This window comes from Burkholderia sp. RS01, assembly GCF_039748055.1.
GTDB lineage: Bacteria > Actinomycetota > Actinomycetes > Actinomycetales > Micrococcaceae > Arthrobacter.
In genome coordinates this window covers 36,134-56,934 of record NZ_JBDLAK010000014.1, presented here as the reverse complement: position 1 = coordinate 56,934, position 20,801 = coordinate 36,134, and the positions used below count along the sequence as shown (strand labels likewise).

Here is a 20,801-nt window from a genome sequence, read left to right as displayed (position 1 = left end):
GTGCGTCCCTTTACTTAGCTGCGTTGGCGAGCTCGGCGGCCTTGTCGGCGCCCTCGTCCATGGTGGCGGCCAGGGTAACCAGCGGGTGGTTGGCCTCGGCCAGGATGCGGCGGCCTTCCTCAACGTTGTTGCCGTCGAGGCGGACTACCAGCGGCTTGTTCGCGTTGTGGCCCAGCTCGGCCAGCGCACCGACGATGCCCTTGGCGACGGCGTCACAGGCGGTGATGCCGCCGAAGACGTTCACGAACACGGACTTGACCTGCGCGTCGCCGAGGATGACGTCGAGGCCTGCAGCCATGACCTCAGCGGAAGCTCCGCCGCCGATGTCCAGGAAGTTGGCGGGCTTGACGTTGCCGTGGTTTTCACCGGCGTAGGCAACAACGTCCAGGGTGGACATGACCAGGCCGGCACCGTTGCCGATGATGCCCACTTCGCCGTCGAGCTTGACGTAGTTCAGGTCCTGCGCCTTGGCCTTGGCCTCGAGCGGATCTGCAGCGTCCTTGTCTTCGAGGAGGGCGTGCTTGGCGTGGCGGAACTCGGCGTTCTCGTCCAGGGTCACCTTGCCGTCGAGGGCAACGATGTCGCCCGCGCCGGTCTTCACCAGCGGGTTGACCTCCACAAGGGTGGCGTCTTCCTTCTTGAAGACGTCCCAGAGCTTGAGGATGACGGCGGCGACTTTGCCGCGCAGTTCCTCGGGGAAGCCGGCTTCGGCGACGATTTCGTCGGCCTTGGCCTGGTCGATGCCCACGGCGGGATCGATGGCAACCTTCGCGAGCGCCTCGGGGCGTTCGACGGCGAGCTGCTCGATTTCCATGCCGCCCTCAACCGAGCACATGGCCAGGTAGTTGCGGTTGGCCCGGTCCAGCAGGACGGAGAAGTAGTATTCCTCGGCAATATCCGCACCCTGGGCAATCATCACCTTGTTAACAATATGGCCCTTGATGTCCATGCCCAGGATGTTGGTGGAGTGCTCAAGCGCCTCATCGGCGGACTTGGCCACCTTGACGCCGCCGGCCTTACCGCGGCCACCGACCTTAACCTGCGCCTTGACGACAGTTACGCCGCCGATCTTCTCGGCAGCTGCCTTTGCTTCTTCAGGGGTATGCGCCACGATGCCAGCAAGCACGGGTACACCGTGCGCCTCGAACATATCGCGCGCCTGATATTCAAACAGGTCCACGGTTTAGTGTCCTTCTACGTCGAAGTAGTTTCTGTACAGCCGGACCCCACGTTCTCGCGGTTACCGGGCTGCGGAATAAACGCGCCCTGCGGCAGGTCAGGAAACGAGCCGCGCGGCGCAATGCTCCTCTCGGAACTCTAGTCCTTTATGGGGACATGCCCGTTCCAGACTACCTGTTATGTGAGTAAGGACACTATTCTATGGAGCGTAGAAAAACCGCATGATTACGGGGTTTTTGAGGCCTTGGAGGGCGCCGTGGAGGCCTTTTTGCCGCCGCCCGAGATGAGTTCGTAATGATCGCGGCTGACGAAGAAACCGGTGCCTCCGGAGAGGTTCCCGCAGGCCACCCCGGCGTCGTATGCGGAGCACCTCAGGCCGTTGCGTTCCAGGTTTCCGCCCTCGGGAAGAACCGGCAGCTGCGAGATCGGGCCGGTGCGCGACCCCTGGGGCCCGTACTCGGACTCCATCTGGGTGACTCCGGACCGGCACTCGCCGTATCCGGCCCGGTCAGGCGTGAGCACGGCCGTTCCGCCCAGATAGCCCAGGCCGGTCCCCGAGCAGTCGTCCTTGATATCCGCGGCCTGGGGCGCCGGGTAGACCGCGAGCTCGCAGTGCGCTGCCGGAACCGTGGCCAGTTTCCGGTTGGCGGGGTCGTTGAAGTTGTTTTGTTCGTAGGGCAGATTGACGTGCGGACCGTGCGCCGAGGTCAGCGAGCAGACCACGTTCCGGTCCGCGGTGACGAAGGCCAGGACGTCCTCCCCCGCGGAAAATGTCCGGGCATCGGACAACGGCGCCTGCCTCAGCTGCTCAAGGGCGGGCAGCGGCGGGGGCGGCGTGTACCCGGGGTCCCGCACCGTGACGGAACAGCCCGTGACCACGGCAAGCAGGCCGGCGGCCGCCGCCGCGGCAGCCCAGCGAACCGCCATGGTCAGGCGTCGAGTTTGGTGAGCGGCGCGTAGCGCAGCAACAGCCGCTTCTCGCCGACGTCGAACTTCACCTTCGCCACGGTCTTGTCCCCCGCTCCCTCGACCGCCAGCACCGTTCCGTTGCCGAAGCTGGTGTGGTTGACTTTGTCCCCCACGCTGACCGCGACGACTTCCTTTTGCGGCTGGACGCGGTTCTTTGCGACGGCGGCCGGAACATCCGCGTTGAAGCCTGCCGAGGAATCGGCCTTGGCACTGCGCGCCGTACCTGCCCCCCAGAACGATCCGCCGTACCGGTTCGAGCCGATCGGGGCGCCGCTCCCCCAGCCGCCTGCCTGCCGGCTGGTGCCCTCGCGCTTCCATTCGACGAGCTCGGACGGGATTTCTTCGAGGAACTGGCTGGCCGGGTTGTACTGGCTCTGGCCCCACATGCTCCGGACTTCGGAGCGGGTGACATACAGCCGCTTCCGGGCGCGGGTGAGGCCCACGTAGGCGAGGCGGCGTTCCTCGGCCAGCTCCTTGGGGTCCGTGGCGGAGCGCTGGTGCGGGAAGAGCCCGTGTTCCATGCCGGTCAGGAACACCACGGGAAATTCGAGGCCCTTGGCCGTGTGCAGCGTCATGAGCGTGACCACGCCCAGCCGCTTGGCCTCTGCCACCGCGGCGTCGATGTCGGCTCCCGGCGCATCCGGAATCTGGTCGGCATCCGCGACGAGCGATACCTGCTCCAGGAAGGCGCCAAGGGAACCCTCCGGATTCTCCTGTTCGTATTCCCGCACCACTGCCACGAGTTCGGCGAGGTTCTCCACCCGGGACTCGTCCTGCGGATCCGTGCTGGAACGCAGCCCGGCGAGGTATCCGGTCTGTTCCAGCACGGCTTCGAGCGCCGCGGCGGCGCCGGAACCGGCTGCCACTTCGGCGAGGTCGTCCAGGAGCTTGACGAAGCCGAGCACGGCGTTGACCGAACGGGTGGCCATGCCGGGAGCCTGGTCGGCGCGGCGGGCGGCGGCCATGAACGAGCTCCGTTCCCGCTCGGCGAGCGCTGCAACGGCGCCCTCGGCACGGTCGCCGATCCCGCGTTTGGGTTCGTTGAGGACCCGGCGGAGGTTGACGTCGTCGTCGGGGTTGACCAGGACACGGAGGTACGCGAGGGCGTCCTTGATTTCCTTGCGCTCGTAGAACCTGGTGCCGCCCACCACCTTGTAGGGCAGGCCCACGCGCACCAGGACGTCCTCGATGGACCGCGACTGGGCGTTGGTGCGGTAGAAGATGGCGACGTCCCCGGGGCGGAGGTTGTCCTCGTCCTGCAGCCGGTCAATCTCCTTGGCGATGAACTGGGCTTCGTCGTGTTCGTTTTCACCCACGTAGCCGATGATCTTGTGGCCCTCGCCCTCCGCCGTCCACAGGCGCTTCTCCGGCCGGTTCGGATTGCGGGAGATGACGGAGTTGGCGGCGCTCAGGATGTTCTGGGTGGAGCGGTAGTTCTGTTCCAGCTTGATGGTGCGGGCGTCGGGGTAGTCCTTCTCGAACTCCACGATGTTGCGGATGTCGGCCCCGCGGAAGGCGTAGATGGACTGATCGGAATCGCCCACGACAGTGAGCTCGGCCGCTCCCGGCCCCTCGCCCACGATTTCCCGGACCAGCGCGTACTGGGCGTGGTTGGTGTCCTGGTATTCGTCCACCAGCACGTGCCGGAAGCGCCGGCGGTACGATTCGGCGAGCGCCGGGAACGCCCTGAACATGTAGACGGTCTCGGCGATGAGGTCGTCGAAGTCCATGGCGTTTGCCTGGCGGAGACGCTGGGTGTAGCCCTTGAAGACGTCGGCCACGGCCTGTTCGAAGGGATCGTTGTGGTTGGCGGAGGAGGCGTAGGAATCGGCGTCGATCAGCTCGTTCTTCAGAGCGGAGATCTTGTGCTGGATGGCCTTGGGCGCGAACTTCTTGGGGTCCAGGTCCAGGTTCTTGGACACCTGTGTGACAAGCCGCAGGGAGTCCGCGGAGTCATAGATGGAGAAATTGGACTTGAGCCCCACGTTGGCGGCTTCCTGCCGGAGGATGCGCACGCAGGACGAGTGGAAGGTGGAAATCCACATGATCTTGGCCCGGCCGCCCACGAGGGCTTCGATGCGCTCCCGCATTTCGGCGGCGGCCTTGTTGGTGAACGTGATGGCCAGGATCTCGCCATGGTGGGCGCGCCGGGTAGCGATCAGATAGGCAATCCGGTTGCTGAGCACGCGGGTCTTGCCTGAGCCGGCGCCGGCAACGATCAGCAGCGCGCTGCCGGCGTGTTTGACGGCCTCTTCCTGTTCAGGGTTCAGCCCCTCCAGCAGGGCGGCAGCGTCCGGCAGCTGCGGCCGGGGAGACCAGTCACCAGGCTGGCCGCCACCGGTGGGGCCGCCGGCCGGACCCGTTGAGGAACCCGCAGCGCGGTCCCCCCGGCCGGGTCCGCCGCCGCCGAATTCGACGGGCGCCTGCCCGGATTCCGGGCGCGACTTGGTGAGGGCGGCGGCGCGGGAGCCTGCCTTGAACGGACCGTCAGCGTACGGGTCAAACAACATATCCATGGTGACTACAAGTCTAGGCGGTGGGGCTGACACTGCAGTCCGCCCTGTGGATAAGGCCCGATGCTGCCCCCGGAAGCCGCGCAGCGAGCTAGTCCACAGACCCTGACTCAAGGGCCGCACGGAGCTGGTGTACCGCCGTCGCGCCTCCTGCCATGAACCACTCCAGCCCGTTGACGTAAACGCTTCCGGTGGCGCCGCCGGCGGCGAGCACAATCGCCTTCCCCGGCAGCCAGTCCCACTCCGGGCAGCTGTGCTGGAACCAGCAGCCGAGCTCACCGTCCGCCACGCGCCCGAGGTCGCACGAGCCGGACCCGAACATGCGCAGCGTGGCAGCCGAGCTGGCGGCGGCATGCCAGGGCATGGCGCACATCGGATCCGCCAGCCAGCGCGGGTGGATGTAGGTGGCGGCACCGATCTGGGAAAGATCGTCGGCGCTGCGGTTTGCCCCGTCAGGCGCGAACGTGGTGACGGGATCGCCGTTGAGCGTGGCGGCGCGGCCCGTGCCGCCGAGCCACAGCTTGTCTTCCTCGGGCTGGAAGATGGCGCCCAGGATGACGTCGGATTCGTCTTTGAGGGCAATCGCGGAGCACCAGTAGGTGGAGCCGTGGAGGAAGTTGTAGGTTCCGTCCACCGGATCGATGACCCACGTCCGCCCGCTGCTGCCGTGGACGGCGGCGCCTTCCTCGCCGAGGACGCCGTCGTCCGGCCTGCAGCGGCGCAGCTGTTCCAGCACGTACGCCTCGGCCGCGTGGTCGGCGGCCGTGACGACGTCGGAGACGGAGGTTTTGCGCTGGGCGTCGAGCCCGCCCTGCCGCATCATCAGCGCCAGCATTCCCGCCTCGCGGACCAGGGCGGAAGCCAATTCAAAGTCGTCGAGCTCGGGGCTCAGGTTGGCGGCGCTGTGTTTACCCAATTTGTGTCTTCCCAGTTCGGTCACGGTCCCCAGCCTATCGGCGCGGCCGCCCTCAGTGCGATGCGGTTCCGGTCTTTCCTGCCGGGCGATAATGGACGCATGGCCAAGACACCCGCACAGCGGATCAAAAAGCACGGCGCAAAGGCCGCTGTCCCCCAGCACTACCTGCCTCCGGTGATCAACCCCACCACGGCCCGCACGCCGGAAAAAGCCCAGAACAACGGCAGCCTCATTGTCATAGCCGGCGTCGTGGCCAGCCTGTTCCTATTCTGGTACGTCCACCTGCTCACGCTGAACCAGCTCACCCAGCTTTCGGGCGGCCTGCCCATGCCCGATTCCCTCATCGGCGGCTTCGACGCCGGCTATGTGGAGCAGCTTCGCCGGGCCATGGACGGCGACGCGCGCGGCCAGCTCAACTTCATCCACAAGACGGCCGGCACCCTGTTCCCGCTGATCTTCGGTTTCACCTGGCTGCTGCTGATCGGCACGAACGTGGCGAAGAAGGCCCTCCGCTGGGCGCTGTGGTGCGTGCCGCTTCTGTTCGTGGTGGTCCGCCTCTGGGCCAATGTGGCCGTTGACTCCGTTGTGGCTGCCGTCGACCTCGATCCCGGCCAGGTGGCCCTGGCCTCCGGCCTCACGGTTGCCGGCTGGGTGCTGCTGGTGCTGAGCCTGGTGATCGGCGGCGTGTCCGTCTTCCTGGGGCGCCGGGCGCGGAAGCAGCCGCCGCCGGCCTAGGCCGAGTGTCGCCGGCACAGGCACCGCTTAGCCCGGGCTGCCGTCGGCACGCGCCACCCGGAGGGCCCTGCGCGCCACCCGTTCCTGCCGGACGCGCTGGGCGATGACCAGGCCCGCGGCAGCCAGGCCGATGGTGATGGGGTATCCCATGAACCGTTCCAGGGTGCCGGGTTCGGGGACGTCCAGTCCGGTGACGCCCGCCGTGACAAGCGCCGCCGCGGACACTCCGCCCGCGCCCAGGATGAGCCATCCCAGCGGGGTCTGGCGCAGCCACACTGCGCCCAAGAGGAGAAGCGCGAAGGCTCCTGCGATGAAGTACGTGACCGCCCCGGCGTAGTGCCAGCCCGAGCCCACATCCTCCGGGACCAGCCCCACGGTGACCGTTCCGGCACCGGCAGCCCCGGTCAGGATCCGCGCGGCAACCGCCGCCAGCCACGGCACGTCACCGCGAGGGGTGACCGCAACCCGCACTCCCGGCCTGGCCGCGATCCGCAACAGCGCCGAACTCAGCAGCAGGGCGCCCAGCAGCATCCCCAGGCCCTGCACCACGAACGAGGCGTTCATGAGTGCGTGCAGGGGCGAGCAGATGTTGCGCCCGTCATGAATACCGCAGCTGACGGCGCCCAGATCGCTGATGAGGCCGGTCCGCCGGCTGTACCGCTCAGGGCCGGCCCAGGCCCCGATGACGGCCGCCTCCGCCACGAAATACTGGACCACACTTAGGACCGCCCACGCACCGATGTACTGCCGGGTCGAGGCGGTGTCAGGCAGGAACGTGCCCCGGACGGACGGTGCTTGAGCTGCGGCGGCCATGCCAAGAGCGTAGTACGCGCCGTCACCTTGTATGCTTGTAATCGTGTTCGAACGGGCCGGCTAATACCGGCGGCGCCGGACGCCCGCCCTCGTAGCTCAGTGGATAGAGCACGGCTCTCCTAAAGCCGGTGTCGTTGGTTCGATTCCAATCGAGGGCACTTGAATGCGCAGCACAGCTCCGGTCTCCGCGGCTATTTGCTGGGCCCGGGCAGTGCGGGCCGCTGGTCCGTGCAGCGGACCATGCTGGACCGTGCGGCCGGCACCCGCGGAACCTTTGCCGGCGTCGTCACCTTTTCGGAAACGGACGACGACGGCGCGCTGCGCTTCCACGAAGAAGGCACGGTGCGCTGGCCTGCTGCGGAGGGCGGAACCTTCACCGGTCCCGCGACACGCGACTACCTGCTCCGGCCCACCGACTCCCCGGACGCCATGGACATGGTGTTTCCCGACGGCCGGCCGTTCCACCGGATGAGCTTCTCCGCGGCGGCCAGCCAGGACCGGCACTGGTGTGATCCCGACACCTACCGCGTCACATATTCGCTCACCGGCCCGGACGAATTCAGCTACGCCTGGGACGTCTCCGGGCCCCGCAAGGATCTGCTGCTGGAATCCGTGCTGCTGCGGCTTCCCGCGGCAGTTTTCCCGGAAGAGCAGCCGGCCACGCAGCAGCCGGGCAGGGAGCAGACGGGCCCCGAACAGCTAGGCTCAAACCCGTGAATCCGCGCATCATCGTCTCCGCCGTCTGCGTCTATGACCCGGCCGGCCGGCTCCTGACCGTCCGCAAACGCGGAACGGACAAGTTCATGCACCCCGGCGGCAAGCCGGAACCGGGCGAAACCGCGGTGCAGGCGGCCGCCCGGGAACTCGAGGAGGAAGTGGGGATCGTCGTGGATCCGCGCGAGCTGACGCTCATGGGCGTGTGGCTGGCCGATGCCGCCAACGAGGCCGCCACCGAAATCGAGGCAACGGTCTTCACGGCACCGGGGACGTGGGTTGCGCACCCCTCGGCCGAGATCGCCGAAATCCGCTGGCTGGACCTGGCCGCCGATCTGCCCGCCGACCTCGCCCCGCTGCTCACGGACCACATCCTTCCTGCCCTGGCAGCGCTAGGCGATTAGAGCTCCGGGACGGCTTCCTCGGCCACCGCGGTCGCCTCGGCAAACTGCGTCCGGTAGAGCTCGGCATAGCGTCCGTCGGCGGCAAGAAGCTCAGTGTGCGTGCCGCGCTCCACGATCGAGCCGTCCTCCACCACCAGGATCACGTCCGCGGCGCGGATCGTGGACAGCCGGTGGGCAATCACGACGGCGGTGCGCCCCTCGAGCGCTGCGCTGAGCGCCGCCTGGACGGCGGCTTCGTTCGTGGAATCCAGCGCCGCCGTGGCCTCGTCGAGAATGACCACGCGCGGCTGGGCGATGAGCAGCCGGGCGATGGTGAGCCGCTGGCGTTCGCCGCCGGACAGCCGGTAGCCCCGCTCCCCCACCACGGTGTCCAGGCCGTCGGGCAGCGAACGGATCATGTATTCGAGCCGGGCCTGCCGGAGCACGTCCCACATGTCCTCCTCGGTGGCGTCGGGACGGGCCAGCCGAAGGTTGGAGGCGATCGATTCGTGGAACAGGTGACCGTCCTGGGTCACCATGCCCAGCGTCGCCCGCATGGAATCAAAGGTCAGGTCGCGGACGTCCAGCCCCCCCGAACCGATGCCATCGAATGCCGGGCCGCCGAGACGCACGGCGCCGGAGTCGACGTCGTACAGCCTTGAGAGCAACTGGGCGATGGTGGATTTGCCCGCACCGGACGAGCCCACGAGGGCCACGGTCTGGCCCGGCTCCACGCGGAAGCTGATCCCGTGCAGCACCTCCTCGCCGCCGCGGGTGTCCAGCGTGGCCACTTCCTCCAGCGAGGCGAGGGAGACCTTGTCCGCGGACGGGTAGGCGAACCTGACGTCGTCGAACTCCACGGCGACGGGGCCCGGCGGGACCTCCACGGCATCGGGCTTTTCCTGGATGAGCGGCTGGAGGTCAAGGATCTCAAACACGCGCTCGAAGCTGACCAGGGCGCTCATGATCTCCACCCGGGCGTTGGAGAGCGCGGTGAGCGGTGCGTAGAGGCGGGTGAGCAGCAGGGCCAGCACCACGACGTCGCCGGGCGCGAGCTGGCCTGCGATGGCCAGCCAGCCGCCCAGGCCGTAGACGAGGGCCAGGGCCAGCGCCGAAACCAGCGTCAGCGCCGTCACGAAGGTGAACTGCAGCATCGCCGTCCGGACGCCGATGTCCCGGACGCGTCCGGCCCGGACGGCGAACTCGCGGGACTCCTCGTCCGGGCGGCCGAAGAGCTTCACCAGGGTGGCGCCCGGCGCGGAAAAGCGCTCGGTCATCTGGGTGCCCATGGCGGCGTTGTGCTCGGCGGCCTCGCGGCGCAGGTCGGCCAGCCGGGAGCCCATCCTGCGTGCGGGAATGAGGAAGATCGGCAGCAGGATCATGGCCAGCACGGTGACCAGCCAGGATGTGTTGAGCATGACCACGAGCGTCAGCACGAGGGCCACGACGTTGCTGACCACCCCGGACAGCGTGCCGGCAAACGCCGACTGCGCGCCGATGACGTCATTGTTGAGCCGGCTGACCAGCGCACCTGTGCGGGTCCGGGTGAAGAATGCAATCGGCATTTTCTGCACGTGGTCGAAGACCCGGGTGCGGAGATCCACAATGACGCCTTCGCCGATGGTGGAGGACAGCCACCGGCTCACCATGCCGATCGCGGCCTCCGCCACGGCCACGCCGGCGATGAGCGCGGCGAGGCGGATCACTTCGCCCGAACCCGAACGGGCCACGATGGCGTTCACCACCTGGCCGGCCAGCACCGGCGTTGCCACTGCCAGGAAGGCCATCGCAATGGAGACCGCCACGAAGGCAATCAGTCGCCCGCGGTGCGGCCGCGCGAAGCCGAGGACGCGCTTCAGAGTCTCCTTGGAGAACGGCTTGGAGCCGCTCTTGGCGCTGGTGAGGTTGTAAAGCGAGCGCCAGGCCACGCCATCCATGCTCATAGTTTGTGCTCCATCTTGCCTGTCATAAGTTCGGTCACCATGCCGTTGTCCACGTTCCAGCGCACATCGAGCCGGACGTTTTCCAGCAGCCGGCGGTCGTGGGTCACCAGCAGCAGGGCGCCCTCATAGCTTTCCAGCGCGTCCTCCAGCTGTTCGATCGCCGGCAGATCCAGGTGGTTGGTGGGTTCGTCAAGCACCAGGAGGTTGACGCCGCGGGCCTGCAGGAGGGCAAGGGCGGCGCGGGTGCGCTCGCCCGGCGACAGCGAGTCCACAGTGCGGGCGGTGTGATCCGCTTTGAGTCCGAACTTGGCCAGCAGGGTGCGGACCTCCGCCGGTGTCTGATCGGCCAGCACGGCCTCCACCGCATCCCCGAGTTTCAGGTGGCCGGCAAGGAGCCCCCGGGCCTGGTCGATTTCGCCGACGGCCACGGACGCTCCCCGGGACGCATCACCGGAGTCCGGTTCCTGTACTCCCAGCAGCAGCCGCAGCAACGTCGACTTGCCGGCCCCGTTGGGCCCGGTGATGCCGATCCGCTCGCCGGCGTTGAGCTGCAGGTTCACCGGCCCGAGGGTGAAGCTCCCCTGCCGCACGACGGCGTCGCGGAGGGTCGCCACCACGGAGCTCGACCGCGGAGCCTGGCCGATGCTGAACTGCAGCTGCCATTCCTTGCGGGGTTCCTCCACGACATCCAGGCGGGCAATGCGGGATTCCATCTGCCGCACCTTCTGCGCCTGCTTTTCCGACGATTCGGAGCTGGCGGCGCGGCGGATCTTGTCGTTGTCCGGGTTTTTCTTCATCGCGTTCCGGACGCCCTGGGAGCTCCATTCACGCTGGGTCCTCGCCCGGGACACCAGGTCCGCCTTGGTGGCCGCGAATTCGTCATAGCGTTCGCGGGCGTGCCGGCGGGCGACGGCGCGCTCCTCCAGGAAGGCCTCGTAGCCGCCGTCGTACACTGCCACGGAATTCTGGGCGAGGTCCAGTTCCACGATGGTGGTCACGCAGCGGGCCAGGAATTCGCGGTCGTGCGAGACGAGCACGGCGCCGCCGCGGAGCCCCTGGACGAAGGCTTCGAGCCTGGCCAGCCCGTCCAGGTCAAGGTCGTTGGTGGGTTCATCCAGCAGCACGATGTCGAACCGGCTCAGCAGCAGGGCCGCCAGTGCAACGCGCGCCGCCTGGCCGCCGGAGAGCCCCGTCATTTCAGCATCAGGACCGACGTCCATGCCCAGATCGGCCAGGACGGGCGGTATGCGTTCGTCCAGGTCCGCGGCGCCTGAGGCCATCCAGCGGTCAAACGCAAGGGAATAGGCGTCGTCGGCTCCGGGCGCGCCCGCGCCAAGGGCCTCGGCCGTGGCTTCCATCTCGTGGGTTGCCTGGGCGGAGCCGGTGCGCCGGGCGATGTACCCGGCGATGGTCTCGCCGGGTATCCGCTCGTGCTCCTGCGGAAGCCAGCCCACGAAGGCGTCGGCCGGGGCCAGGCTGACACTGCCCTGCTGCGGCTGGTCCACGCCGGCCAACAGCCGGAGCAGCGTGGACTTGCCGGCACCGTTGGCGCCGACCACGCCAACAACGTCCCCGGGGGCCACCGTCAGGGACAGCTTCGAGAAGAGGGTGCGGTGATCATGACCGCCTGAAAGTTCTTTGGCAACAAGGGTTGCAGTCATTAGTCCATCCTCTCACCGCTGCCCGTATTGGCCCGAAAATTCCGGCGGGCATGAAAGAACCCGCTGGTCCGGACTTGGGGGGTGTACGGACCAACGGGTTCGACCATCTAGCATAGTTGATGCCGAGGGCTGCGTAAAATCGACGTCGGCCGCCGCCAACACAGTGTCACCTATTCGTTCAGTAGAGAGCGTTCCATGCCACTCCCCGCCAAGGCGTTCCAGCGATGGCTGCACGGCATTGCGCCGGACACCAGCATCGCGGATGTTTGCAGGTTGTCGGGGGTCAAGCGCACCACCCTGGCGCAGCAACTGGTCCGGGGCAAGGTGGCCGAGTCGACCGTTGTCAGCATCAGCCGGGCGTTCAACGTAAACCCCGTCACGTCCTTGGCCTACTTTGAGACGTATCGCGACCTCGCCGGTTCCCGGATCCCGCCGTCGCCGCGGGAGCTGGTCAGTCAGATCGCCACGGTGGACCTCCTGCGCGCGATGATCGCGCGCTCCGGCAACGAGCCGGCTCCGGAGGCCTCCGGGGCACGGCAGGCCGGGCTGCTGGCTCTCGGTCCCGCCGCGCACGCCACGTCCGTGAAGAACTGGGTGGACGCAATCGACGACGGCGAGCTCCGCCACCGCGTCTCCGCCGCCACGGGCATCGCCCCGCAGAACTACTCGGCCCAGCTGACCGCAAACAGGATGGCACCCGAGGTGGCCATCGCCACCTCCCGCGCTGCCGGCGTGGGACTCACCGGAGGCCTCGTGGCCACCGGCCTCGTCACAGAAGCCGAAGCAGGCTGGGAACCGGGGTCCCGGCAGGCAGCCCTCGATATGCTGTCGGACGGCGACCTGACAGTTTTGGCGGGAGACCGCCTCCAGGCCCTCGGGAAAACCCTGCGGCGCCAGGAACACGACCATCAACAAACCGAAAAGATCTGGGAGAACCTGGGATGATTGAGATCCTGCAGTGGAGCACCCTGATCGTCTGCGGAGCTGCGGCGCTGTCCCGGGTCCCGAATCTGGTGCGCAAGACGAACAGATCGCTGTTTTACATTCTTGCGCTGATGACCCTTGCCATCCTCCTGAGTATCCAGGGGCCTTATCTGGTCATTGACGGCCTGCTGGGGGGCACGAACCTGGCCAATCTGCTCCTGCGGTTCATCATCTTCGGGGCGATCTATTTCCTGGGCATCCGGATCGCGAACGGCTTCGGAGACCAGCGCGGCCTCCAGCTCGTTCGGGGTCATGCCGGCTCTGCAATCCTGGCGCTGATTTCAGTGACCCTGCTGGTCCTGTTCGAGTTAATGGATACCCAGGGATCATCAGCAGGGATGATGGGCGTCTACGACAAGGATGACCGGAACAGGGTCCTCGTTGAGTACTACGGGGCAGCCGGCAGGGCCTACCCGGCATATGTCTGCCTTGCCCTCCTGCCTGCCATGCTTCGCGCGGTGCGCAGCACCCTGCCGGCCCTGCTCCGGATCAGCGCACTCCTGCTGGCCGTCGGCGGGATAGCCGTCAACCTCGGCATGTTCTTCCAGCTGATTCCGCCTGCGCTGGGCTTCCTAACGTTCATCATCAACTACACCGCCATCCTGTGCTTTGTGTTCGGCTTGGCGCTGATCTGGGTGGCCAAGCTCCGGGCGGGCAGAAAGACCCGGGACGGTACGGTGCGGGCCGCCGCCCGCCGCTAAGATCAAGCCAATCATCCGTTCCGCAGAGAGCGTCCCATGCCACTCCCCGCCAAAGCCTTCCAACGCTGGCTGCACGGCATTGCGCCGGACACCAGCATCGCGGATGTTTGCAGGTTGTCGGGGGTCAAGCGCACCACCCTGGCGCAGCAACTGGTCCGGGGCAAGGTGGCCGAGTCGACCGTTGTCAGCATCAGCCGGGCGTTCAACGTAAACCCCGTCACGTCCTTGGCCTACTTTGAGACGTATCGCGACCTCGCCGGTTCCCGGATCCCGCCGTCGCCGCGGGAGCTGGTCAGTCAGATCGCCACGGTGGACCTCCTGCGCGCGATGATCGCGCGCTCCGGCAACGAGCCGGCTCCGGAGGCCTCCGGGGCACGGCAGGCCGGGCTGCTGGCTCTCGGTCCCGCCGCGCACGCCACGTCCGTGAAGAACTGGGTGGACGCAATCGACGACGGCGAGCTCCGCCACCGCGTCTCCGCCGCCACGGGCATCGCCCCGCAGAACTACTCGGCCCAGCTGACCGCAAACCGGATGGCACCCGAGGTGGCCATCGCCACCTCCCGCGCTGCCGGCGTCGGACTCACCGGAGGCCTCGTGGCCACCGGCCTCGTCACAGAAGCCGAAGCGGGCTGGGAACCGGGGTCCCGGCAGGCAGCCCTCGACATGCTGACGGACGGCGACCTGGCCGTACTGGCCGGAGATCGCCTGCAGGCGATGGGAAAGACGCTGCGGCGCCAGGAACAGGACCAGGAACAAACCGAACTGATCCTGGAGAACCTCGGATGAAAGAGATCCTGCAGTGGACCACCCTGGCCGTCTGCGCGGCCGCCACGCTCGCCCGGATTCCCAGCGCCCTGCGCGGCACCAACCGGTCCTTGTTCTTCATATTCCTCCTTGCCACCGCGGCCGGTGTCCTCAGCCTGGACGTGTTCTACTTCCCTATCGACGGGGCCCTGGGCGGCGTCAACGTAGCCAGCCTCTTGTTGCGGCTCATCGTTTTCGCCGCGATTTACCTGGTGGCTTTCCGCGTCAGCAGGGCATTTGGCGCCACAGGCGCTGACGCGCTGATTTCCGGGCGCCTCGGGCTCTGCGTGCTCGGACTGTTTTCCGCGGCCCTGGCAACACTGTTCCTGCTGATGGACGTTTCAGCGTCATCCCCGGGCATGGCGGAGGCCGGCGGCAGGAGTCCGCGGAATGCGGCCCTGCTGCCCTATTACTGGGCGGCAGCCCGCGGTTATCCCACCTACGTTTCGCTCGCCCTTCTGCCGTCACTGGTCCGCACGCTCCGGAGCGGGCTGCCGCCGCTCGTCCGCGCGGGCGCGGGCCTCATGGCAGCGGGCGCCGTGGCCACGATTGCCGGATTCCTGCTGGAGTTTGCGGCTCCCGCCTTCGCCCTGGAGCGCGTGGGGGTCAACAACGGCGCCGTGCTGTTTTTCATATCGGGGCTCGTAATGGTCTGGCTCGCCCGGGTCCGGGCCAAGGATCTGGGCGGACTCGGAACGTCATCTACTGAAGGGTAGGGGCCCTGGGATTCACAAAATCATTAGACCGTGAGAGAATCATGAATGTGTGAAAGCAGCTGCTGCCTGGCCCACCGGCCGTGGCGCCTGCCGGATCACACATTGGGGGGATGAGTGGTGGCGGCCGTTGGGGACCGCCCCCACTCAGCCTGTTTAACAGCCCTGTCGCGCCCCCGTAAGATGGCGAAATAAAAGGTCTTTCCAAATGCGTTGCAGGGAGTAGTCTCGCGGAGTATTCGGCTCCAGCCGCCGCGACAAAGCATCTGCACCTGAAGAAGCAACTGCACCCGAAGAAAAAGGTCCCCGCCATGAACCGCGTCCACTCCCGCCGCACCGCAATCGCAGCCACCCTCGCCGGCCTGGCGCTCGCCCTGTCGGCCTGCGGCGGTTCACAGGCGCCGGCCGCCAGCAGCTCGGATACGTCGCTGAGCGATGTGAAGTCCAAGGGTGAGCTCGTGATCGCCACCGAGGGCACGTACAAGCCGTTCAGCTTCCACGCGGAGGGTGCCGGCGGGCTCACCGGCTTCGACGTTGAGATCGCCAAGGCCGTCGCGGACAAGATCGGCGTGAAGGCCACCTTCCAGGAGACCCAGTTCGACGGCATCTTCGCCGGCCTCGACGCCAAGCGCTTCGACACCATCGCGAACCAGATCTCCATCAACGCCGAGCGCAAAGCCAAGTACGATTTCTCCGCACCGTACACGGTCTCCAACGGCGTGGTGGTGACCAAGGCTGACAACAGCTCCATCACCAGTTTCGAGGGCCTCAAGGGCAAGACCACCGCCCAGTCGCTCACCAGCAACTTCTACAAGCTGGCCGTGGATGCCGGCGCGAACGTCCAGGCCGTGGAGGGCTGGGCCCAGGCTGTGGCGCTGCTCCGTCAAGGCCGGGTAGACGCCGTGGTCAACGACAAACTCACCTACCTCGACTACGCCAAGACCGATCCGGACGCCGGCCTGAAGATTGCCGCCGAGACCAAGGACAAGTCGGAAAGCGCGTTCGTCTTCCGGAAGGGATCCACGGAGCTCACCGCCGCCGTGGACAAGGCCATGACCGACCTCCGCGCCGACGGCACGCTGACCAAGATCTCGGAGACGTACTTCGGCACGGACGTCACCAAGTAGATGCCGTTCAACTGGGACCTCGTCTGGAGCTCCTTCGGCCCCATCGTCACGGGGGCCGTCACCGGGACCATTCCCCTGACCCTGGCCTCGTTCGCGCTGGGCCTGGCCCTGGCCCTGCTCGTGGCGCTCATGCGGCTGAGCCGGAACGCCCTCGTGTCCGGGGCTGCGAGGTTCTACGTCTCGGTGATCCGCGGCACGCCGCTCCTGGTGCAGCTCTTCGTGATCTTCTACGGCCTGCCGAGCCTGGGGGTGAAGCTGGACCCGTGGCCGAGTGCCATCATCGCGTTCTCCCTGAACGTCGGCGGCTACGCCGCCGAAGTAATCCGGGCCGCCATCCTGTCCGTGCCCAAGGGCCAGTGGGAAGCCGGGCACACCATCGGGATGTCCAGCGGACATGCCCTGCGGCGGATCATCCTGCCGCAGGCCGCCAGGGTCTCCGTGCCGCCGCTGTCCAACACCTTCATCTCCCTGGTCAAGGACACCTCGCTTGCCTCGCTCATCCTGGTGACGGAGCTCTTCCGCAACGCCCAGCAGATCGCGGCCTTCAGCCAGGAGTTCATGGCGCTGTACCTGGAGGCCGCGCTGGTGTACTGGGTCATCTGCCTGGTGCTGTCCACCGGGCAATCCGCCCTCGAAAAGAGATTGGACCGCTATGTCGCCCACTAGCCAGCCCGGGGACACGCCGGCCAGCGGCACCGCCCCGAAGGCCAAGCCGGTGTTGTCCGTCCGCAATCTGGCCAAGGCCTTCGGCAGCAACGTGGTCCTCCGGGACATCGACCTTGACGTGCGCCGCGGGAACGTGGTGGCCCTGATCGGGCCGTCCGGTTCCGGAAAGACCACCGTGCTCCGCTCGCTGAACGGGCTGGAAACGCCGGACGCCGGGACGGTCACCTTCGCGGACACGTCCACCGGCACGGACCTGGCGCTGGATTTCTCCGCCAAGGTGTCCAAGAAGGACGTCTCGGACCTCAGGGACCGCAGCGCCATGGTGTTCCAGCACTACAATCTGTTTCCCCACATGACCGTCCTGCAGAACGTCATCGAGGGCCCCGTGCAGGTGCAGAAGCGCAAGCGCGCCGACGCCGTCGCTGACGCGGAGAAGCTGCTGGCCCGGGTGGGATTGTCGGACAAGCGCGACGCCTACCCGTTCGAGCTGTCCGGCGGCCAGCAGCAGCGCGTCGGCATCGTGCGCGCCCTCGCCCTGAAGCCGCAGCTCCTGCTGTTCGACGAACCTACCTCGGCCCTGGACCCGGAGCTGGTGGGCGAGGTGCTGGGCGTCATCCAGGAACTCGCCGAGGAAGGCTGGACCATGGTGATCGTCACCCACGAGCTCGCCTTCGCCCGCCAGGTGGCCGACGAAGTCATCTTCATGGACGGCGGCTTGGTGGTGGAGCGCGGACCCGCAGCCGAAGTGCTGCGGGCGCCGCGCCAGGAGCGCACCAGGCAGTTCGTCCGGCGCTTGCTGCACGAATTCTGACCGCTACTTCCGGCCGAGTCCGGGCAGAGCCTTCCGGCCGCGCGCTTAGCGTGCGAACCGTAGCGTAACCAGCTGGAACGGGCGCAGCGTGAGTTCCGCCGAGTCCTGGCCGGCCACAACGCCGGGCGCGTCGACCGGCCGCTCGAGCACATCCACCGCCCGCACTCCGGCCGCGGGGAAGTTCGCGGTGAGCCGCCCGGCGGAGCGTTCGCCGAGCGATTCGTACAGGCGCACAATCACGTCACCGGACCCGTCCTCGGCCAGCTTCACGGCTTCGATCACCAGGGCTCTGTTGTCCACCGAGAAGAGCGGCTCAACGGGGTGCCCGCCCTTGACGGTCCGCGGCGCTAGGTTGGCACGGTAGCCCTCCTCAACGGCATCGGCGATGCCGGCGCCCGGGCGGATCCATACGTCCAGCACATGCCGGCCGCGGTCGGCCTCGGGGTCCGGGAACTTCGCCGCGCGCAGCAGGGAGAGCCGGACGGTTGTGGTGGTGCCGCCGTCGTCCCTGATGTTCCGGGCGACATCGTGACCGTAGGTGGAGGAATTGGCGATGGCCACACCGTAGCCGGGCTCGGCCACGTGGATCCAGCGGTGCGCGCAGATCTCGAACTTCGCAGCCTCCCACGAGGTGTTGACGTGGGTGGGCCGGAAGACGTGGCCGAATTGCGTCTCCGAGGCTGAGCGGTCCGCCCGGAGGTCCAGCGGGAAGCCCAGCTTGAGCAGCTTCTCACGCTCCTGCCAGTCCACCTCCATGGAGATCCCCAGGGCGGCGCTGCCGGCGGCGAGCGTGATGCGCTGCGTGATCCGGGAGGCACCGAAGAGCCGCTCCACCACGACGACGGCGTCCGTGCCGGGCTGCTCCAGCCGCACCGAGGCGGCGTCGGTCAGGGAGGTGACGTTGCGCCGGTAGAACTCGTCGATGTCCCAGGCGTCCCATTCGTTGGGCGTGTCGCGGTGCAGTTCCAGGTGGTTTCCGAACTGTCCCGGGGCGATGGCCTCGCGGCCCCTGGCGTGGTCCCGCAGCGAGATCAGCAGTCCGTTGTCATCCAGCACGGCGCGGATGATGCCGTTGTCCAGCACGAAGCCGCCGTCCTGCGAGGCAACCCGGACGGATTGGACGGGCCGGACGGCCGGCGCGGCCGCGAGCGCGGGAACGCCGTCGCGTGCGTGCGGACCGGCGTTGAGCAGGAACTCGTCGCTGCCCTCGCCGAGGGCGGCCGCGGCTGCCTGGCCGATGACCGCTTCGAGGCCCTTGGCCACGGCGGCGTAATTCCGTTCGGCATCCTGGTGCACCCAGGCGATGGCGCTGCCGGGCAGGATGTCATGGAACTGCTGCAGGAGCACCAGCCGCCACAGCCGCTTCAGTTCGGCCGCCGGGTAGGCGAACCGGCCGCCTGAGCGGACGGCCGCAGTGGCACACCACAGTTCGGCCTCCCGCAGCAGGTGCTCGCTGCGCCGGTTGCCCTGCTTGGTGCGGGCCTGGCTGGTGTACGTGCCGCGGTGCAGTTCCAGGTACATCTCCCCCACCCAGACGGGCAGGGAGGTGTACTCGGCCTGGGCCTGCTCAAAGAAGCTGCCGGCGCTCCCGAGCCGGACCTTGGGCGAGCCCTCCAGATCGGCCGTCCGGTGGGCGGCGGCTAGCATTTCGCGGGTGGGTCCGCCGCCGCCGTCGCCGTAGCCGAAGGGGACGAGGGAGATGGTGCCGTGCCCGTGGTCGCGGTAGTTGCGCTCGGCGTGGGCGAGCTCCCTGCCGCTCAGCTCGGAGTTGTAGGTGTCAACGGGCGGGAAATGGGTGAACAGCCGCGTGCCGTCGATCCCCTCCCAGTTGAAGGTGTGGTGCGGCATCCGGTTGATCTGGTTCCAGGAGATCTTCTGGGTGAGGAACCACTCGCTGCCGGCGGCCTTGACGATCTGCGGCAGGGCGGCGGAGTAGCCGAAGGAATCCGGCAGCCAGGCTTCCCTGCATTCGACGCCGAACTCGTCAAGGAAGAAGCTCTTGCCTTCGAGGAACTGCCGGGCCATGGCCTCCCCGCCGGGCATGTTGGTGTCCGATTCCACCCACATGCCGCCCACGGGGACGAACTGGCCGGAGCTGACCTTCTCGCGGATGCGCGCGAACAGTTCCGGGTAGAACTCCTTGATCCAGGCCAGCTGCTGGGCCGAGGAACAGGAGAACACGAAGTCGGGATCCTCATCCATGAGGGCAACCACGTTCGAAAAGGTCCGGGCGCATTTCCGGATGGTCTCCCGGACGGGCCACAGCCAGGCGGAATCTATGTGCGCATGGCCGGTGGCGAGCAGCTGGTGGGCCGAGGCATAGGCGGGCCTCGCCAGCACCTCGGCCAGGGCTGCCCGGCCGGCCGCGGCCGTGCCCGCGACGTCGTCCGGGTCCATGACGTCCATCATCCGTTCCAGGGCGCGGAGAATCTCATGGCGCCGCGGCAGCTCCGTGGGCAGCTCGTGCATCAGGCCGCTCAGGGTCCAGACGTCCTGCTGGAGTTCCCACACGGCCCGGTTCAGCTCGGCAACGGCAATGCTGCCCAGGCGGTACTGCGGCTGGGTCCCCGCCGTTGCTTTGTCCCCGTAGGGGGTTGCGGCGAAGCTCCAGCCCTGGGCGACGTCGGGGTTGGCTGCCGCTTCCACATAGAAGTCCACTGCCATGCCGCTGCCCAGGAGCTTCAGCGGAATGTGCTGGTTGCGCGGGGATATGGCCTTGATGATGCTGCCGTCCGGCCGCCAGGCAATCCCCTCGCACTGGAATCCGGGGATCTCCGTGGTGAACCCCAGGTCCACCACGATCTCCACCTCGGTGTCCGGCGCAATACCCCAGGAATCCGGCACCTCGCCCTGGAGCCGAAGCCATTTGGTGCCCCACGGACGGCCCCAGGGGGCGCCGTGTTCCTGGGGCCCGAACTCCTGCCGCAGCGCCTCCATCACGGGGACCGGTTCGTCCGGGACGTCCCAGCTGGTGAGGCTGAGCGGTGTGCTTCGCGTGTAGATCGCTGGAGTGATCCGCTCGCGGAGAAAGCGGTCGAGACGGACTTCCGTGATCCGGCGGTCGTCGTGCAATGTGTTCCTCTTTAATGCTTGAAGCTGGAGCGCGCAGTGCTGGCTTACGTTGCGGGCATGGGCGTCGCGGTCAGCTGGAATCCGGGCAGGCAAACTG

The 20,801-nt window shown here is 67.5% G+C and carries 18 protein-coding genes and 1 tRNA gene; 11 read left to right on the top strand and 8 right to left on the bottom strand.

Translation table 11 applies throughout. The features are described 5' to 3' along the window. Positions 1 to 10 precede the first annotated feature (10 nt). From sucC to ABFP37_RS14020, 4 genes are all read right to left on the bottom strand, one after another. Positions 11 to 1,180, bottom strand: coding sequence for an ADP-forming succinate--CoA ligase subunit beta (sucC, locus tag ABFP37_RS14035; protein ID WP_347033947.1), 1,170 nt, complete (start codon positions 1,178 to 1,180; stop codon positions 11 to 13). 224 nt (positions 1,181 to 1,404) lie between these two features. Continuing rightward, positions 1,405 to 2,106 (bottom strand): hypothetical protein, encoded by a 702-nt coding sequence (locus ABFP37_RS14030; RefSeq protein WP_078028539.1) that lies wholly within the window; start codon positions 2,104 to 2,106, stop codon positions 1,405 to 1,407. A gap of 2 nt (positions 2,107 to 2,108) precedes the next feature. Continuing rightward, entirely contained in the window at positions 2,109 to 4,664 is a 2,556-nt protein-coding gene (gene pcrA / locus ABFP37_RS14025; RefSeq protein ID WP_347033946.1) for a DNA helicase PcrA, read from the bottom strand. Between the two features lie 88 nt (positions 4,665 to 4,752). Next, on the bottom strand, positions 4,753 to 5,601 hold the full coding sequence (locus ABFP37_RS14020) for an inositol monophosphatase family protein (RefSeq protein WP_078028538.1): 849 nt from the start codon (positions 5,599 to 5,601) through the stop codon (positions 4,753 to 4,755). Positions 5,602 to 5,676: 75 nt separating this feature from the next. On the opposite strand from ABFP37_RS14020, the gene ABFP37_RS14015 reads away from it, so the two are divergent. After that, positions 5,677 to 6,312, top strand: coding sequence for a hypothetical protein (locus ABFP37_RS14015; protein ID WP_078028537.1), 636 nt, complete (start codon positions 5,677 to 5,679; stop codon positions 6,310 to 6,312). Positions 6,313 to 6,339: 27 nt separating this feature from the next. On the opposite strand, the gene ABFP37_RS14010 is transcribed toward ABFP37_RS14015, so the two are convergent. Then, the gene (locus ABFP37_RS14010) at positions 6,340 to 7,125 is read right to left on the bottom strand and encodes a hypothetical protein (protein WP_347033945.1); all 786 of its coding nucleotides are present in this window, start codon (positions 7,123 to 7,125) and stop codon (positions 6,340 to 6,342) included. Positions 7,126 to 7,210: 85 nt separating this feature from the next. Between ABFP37_RS14010 and ABFP37_RS14005 the strand changes: the two genes are divergently transcribed. The 3 genes from ABFP37_RS14005 to ABFP37_RS13995 all read left to right on the top strand — a co-directional run bounded on the left by ABFP37_RS14005 (position 7,211) and on the right by ABFP37_RS13995 (position 8,243). After that, positions 7,211 to 7,283, top strand: a tRNA-Arg gene (locus ABFP37_RS14005). A gap of 1 nt (position 7,284) precedes the next feature. Beyond that, positions 7,285 to 7,842 carry a DUF6314 family protein gene (locus tag ABFP37_RS14000; RefSeq protein ID WP_221937584.1) on the top strand — a complete coding sequence of 186 codons (558 nt, stop codon included), beginning with the start codon at positions 7,285 to 7,287 and terminating at the stop codon, positions 7,840 to 7,842. Next, a complete protein-coding gene (locus ABFP37_RS13995; RefSeq protein ID WP_078028535.1) occupies positions 7,839 to 8,243 on the top strand; it encodes an NUDIX domain-containing protein in 405 nt (134 codons plus the stop codon). Before ABFP37_RS14000 ends, ABFP37_RS13995 begins: the two co-directional genes overlap by 4 nt. On the opposite strand, the gene ABFP37_RS13990 is transcribed toward ABFP37_RS13995, so the two are convergent. Then, entirely contained in the window at positions 8,240 to 10,165 is a 1,926-nt protein-coding gene (locus ABFP37_RS13990) for an ABC transporter ATP-binding protein (RefSeq protein WP_078028534.1), read from the bottom strand. The genes ABFP37_RS13995 and ABFP37_RS13990 overlap by 4 nt on opposite strands. Further along, positions 10,162 to 11,826 (bottom strand): ABC-F family ATP-binding cassette domain-containing protein, encoded by a 1,665-nt coding sequence (locus ABFP37_RS13985; protein WP_078028533.1) that lies wholly within the window; start codon positions 11,824 to 11,826, stop codon positions 10,162 to 10,164. Before ABFP37_RS13985 ends, ABFP37_RS13990 begins: the two co-directional genes overlap by 4 nt. A gap of 195 nt (positions 11,827 to 12,021) precedes the next feature. Between ABFP37_RS13985 and ABFP37_RS13980 the strand changes: the two genes are divergently transcribed. The 7 genes from ABFP37_RS13980 to ABFP37_RS13950 all read left to right on the top strand — a co-directional run bounded on the left by ABFP37_RS13980 (position 12,022) and on the right by ABFP37_RS13950 (position 17,632). Continuing rightward, on the top strand, positions 12,022 to 12,771 hold the full coding sequence (locus tag ABFP37_RS13980) for a hypothetical protein (protein ID WP_347033944.1): 750 nt from the start codon (positions 12,022 to 12,024) through the stop codon (positions 12,769 to 12,771). Continuing rightward, the gene (locus ABFP37_RS13975) at positions 12,768 to 13,511 is read left to right on the top strand and encodes a hypothetical protein (RefSeq protein WP_347033943.1); all 744 of its coding nucleotides are present in this window, start codon (positions 12,768 to 12,770) and stop codon (positions 13,509 to 13,511) included. Before ABFP37_RS13980 ends, ABFP37_RS13975 begins: the two co-directional genes overlap by 4 nt. A gap of 36 nt (positions 13,512 to 13,547) precedes the next feature. Next, positions 13,548 to 14,297 carry a hypothetical protein gene (locus ABFP37_RS13970; RefSeq protein WP_347033942.1) on the top strand — a complete coding sequence of 250 codons (750 nt, stop codon included), beginning with the start codon at positions 13,548 to 13,550 and terminating at the stop codon, positions 14,295 to 14,297. Beyond that, the gene (locus ABFP37_RS13965) at positions 14,294 to 15,031 is read left to right on the top strand and encodes a hypothetical protein (RefSeq protein WP_347033941.1); all 738 of its coding nucleotides are present in this window, start codon (positions 14,294 to 14,296) and stop codon (positions 15,029 to 15,031) included. The genes ABFP37_RS13970 and ABFP37_RS13965 overlap by 4 nt, the downstream gene beginning before the upstream one ends. A gap of 308 nt (positions 15,032 to 15,339) precedes the next feature. Then, positions 15,340 to 16,155 carry an amino acid ABC transporter substrate-binding protein gene (locus ABFP37_RS13960; RefSeq protein WP_347033940.1) on the top strand — a complete coding sequence of 272 codons (816 nt, stop codon included), beginning with the start codon at positions 15,340 to 15,342 and terminating at the stop codon, positions 16,153 to 16,155. Then, a complete protein-coding gene (locus ABFP37_RS13955; RefSeq protein ID WP_347033939.1) occupies positions 16,156 to 16,821 on the top strand; it encodes an amino acid ABC transporter permease in 666 nt (221 codons plus the stop codon). A gap of 49 nt (positions 16,822 to 16,870) precedes the next feature. Further along, positions 16,871 to 17,632, top strand: a complete 762-nt coding sequence (locus tag ABFP37_RS13950) for an amino acid ABC transporter ATP-binding protein (protein WP_185982405.1) — start codon at positions 16,871 to 16,873, stop codon at positions 17,630 to 17,632. A 45-nt stretch (positions 17,633 to 17,677) separates the two neighbouring features. Here ABFP37_RS13950 and ABFP37_RS13945 read toward each other — a convergent pair whose 3' ends face one another. Further along, positions 17,678 to 20,704, bottom strand: a complete 3,027-nt coding sequence (locus ABFP37_RS13945; RefSeq protein ID WP_078028525.1) for an alpha-mannosidase — start codon at positions 20,702 to 20,704, stop codon at positions 17,678 to 17,680. Positions 20,705 to 20,801 lie beyond the last annotated feature (97 nt).

Bases quoted from the DNA above. Each gene is read 5' to 3' on its own strand.
- ABFP37_RS13975 (WP_347033943.1), top strand. From the start codon at position 12,768: ATGATTGAGATCCTGCAGTGGAGCACCCTGATCGTCTGCGGAGCTGCG.
- ABFP37_RS13970 (WP_347033942.1), top strand. From the start codon at position 13,548: ATGCCACTCCCCGCCAAAGCCTTCCAACGCTGGCTGCACGGCATTGCG.
- ABFP37_RS13985 (WP_078028533.1), bottom strand. From the start codon at position 11,826: ATGACTGCAACCCTTGTTGCCAAAGAACTTTCAGGCGGTCATGATCAC.
- ABFP37_RS13960 (WP_347033940.1), top strand. From the start codon at position 15,340: ATGAACCGCGTCCACTCCCGCCGCACCGCAATCGCAGCCACCCTCGCC.
- ABFP37_RS13965 (WP_347033941.1), top strand. From the start codon at position 14,294: ATGAAAGAGATCCTGCAGTGGACCACCCTGGCCGTCTGCGCGGCCGCC.
- ABFP37_RS14015 (WP_078028537.1), top strand. From the start codon at position 5,677: ATGGCCAAGACACCCGCACAGCGGATCAAAAAGCACGGCGCAAAGGCC.
- ABFP37_RS13990 (WP_078028534.1), bottom strand. From the start codon at position 10,165: ATGAGCATGGATGGCGTGGCCTGGCGCTCGCTTTACAACCTCACCAGC.
- ABFP37_RS14030 (WP_078028539.1), bottom strand. From the start codon at position 2,106: ATGGCGGTTCGCTGGGCTGCCGCGGCGGCGGCCGCCGGCCTGCTTGCC.
- ABFP37_RS13955 (WP_347033939.1), top strand. From the start codon at position 16,156: ATGCCGTTCAACTGGGACCTCGTCTGGAGCTCCTTCGGCCCCATCGTC.
- pcrA (WP_347033946.1), bottom strand. From the start codon at position 4,664: ATGGATATGTTGTTTGACCCGTACGCTGACGGTCCGTTCAAGGCAGGC.
- ABFP37_RS14010 (WP_347033945.1), bottom strand. From the start codon at position 7,125: ATGGCCGCCGCAGCTCAAGCACCGTCCGTCCGGGGCACGTTCCTGCCT.
- ABFP37_RS13980 (WP_347033944.1), top strand. From the start codon at position 12,022: ATGCCACTCCCCGCCAAGGCGTTCCAGCGATGGCTGCACGGCATTGCG.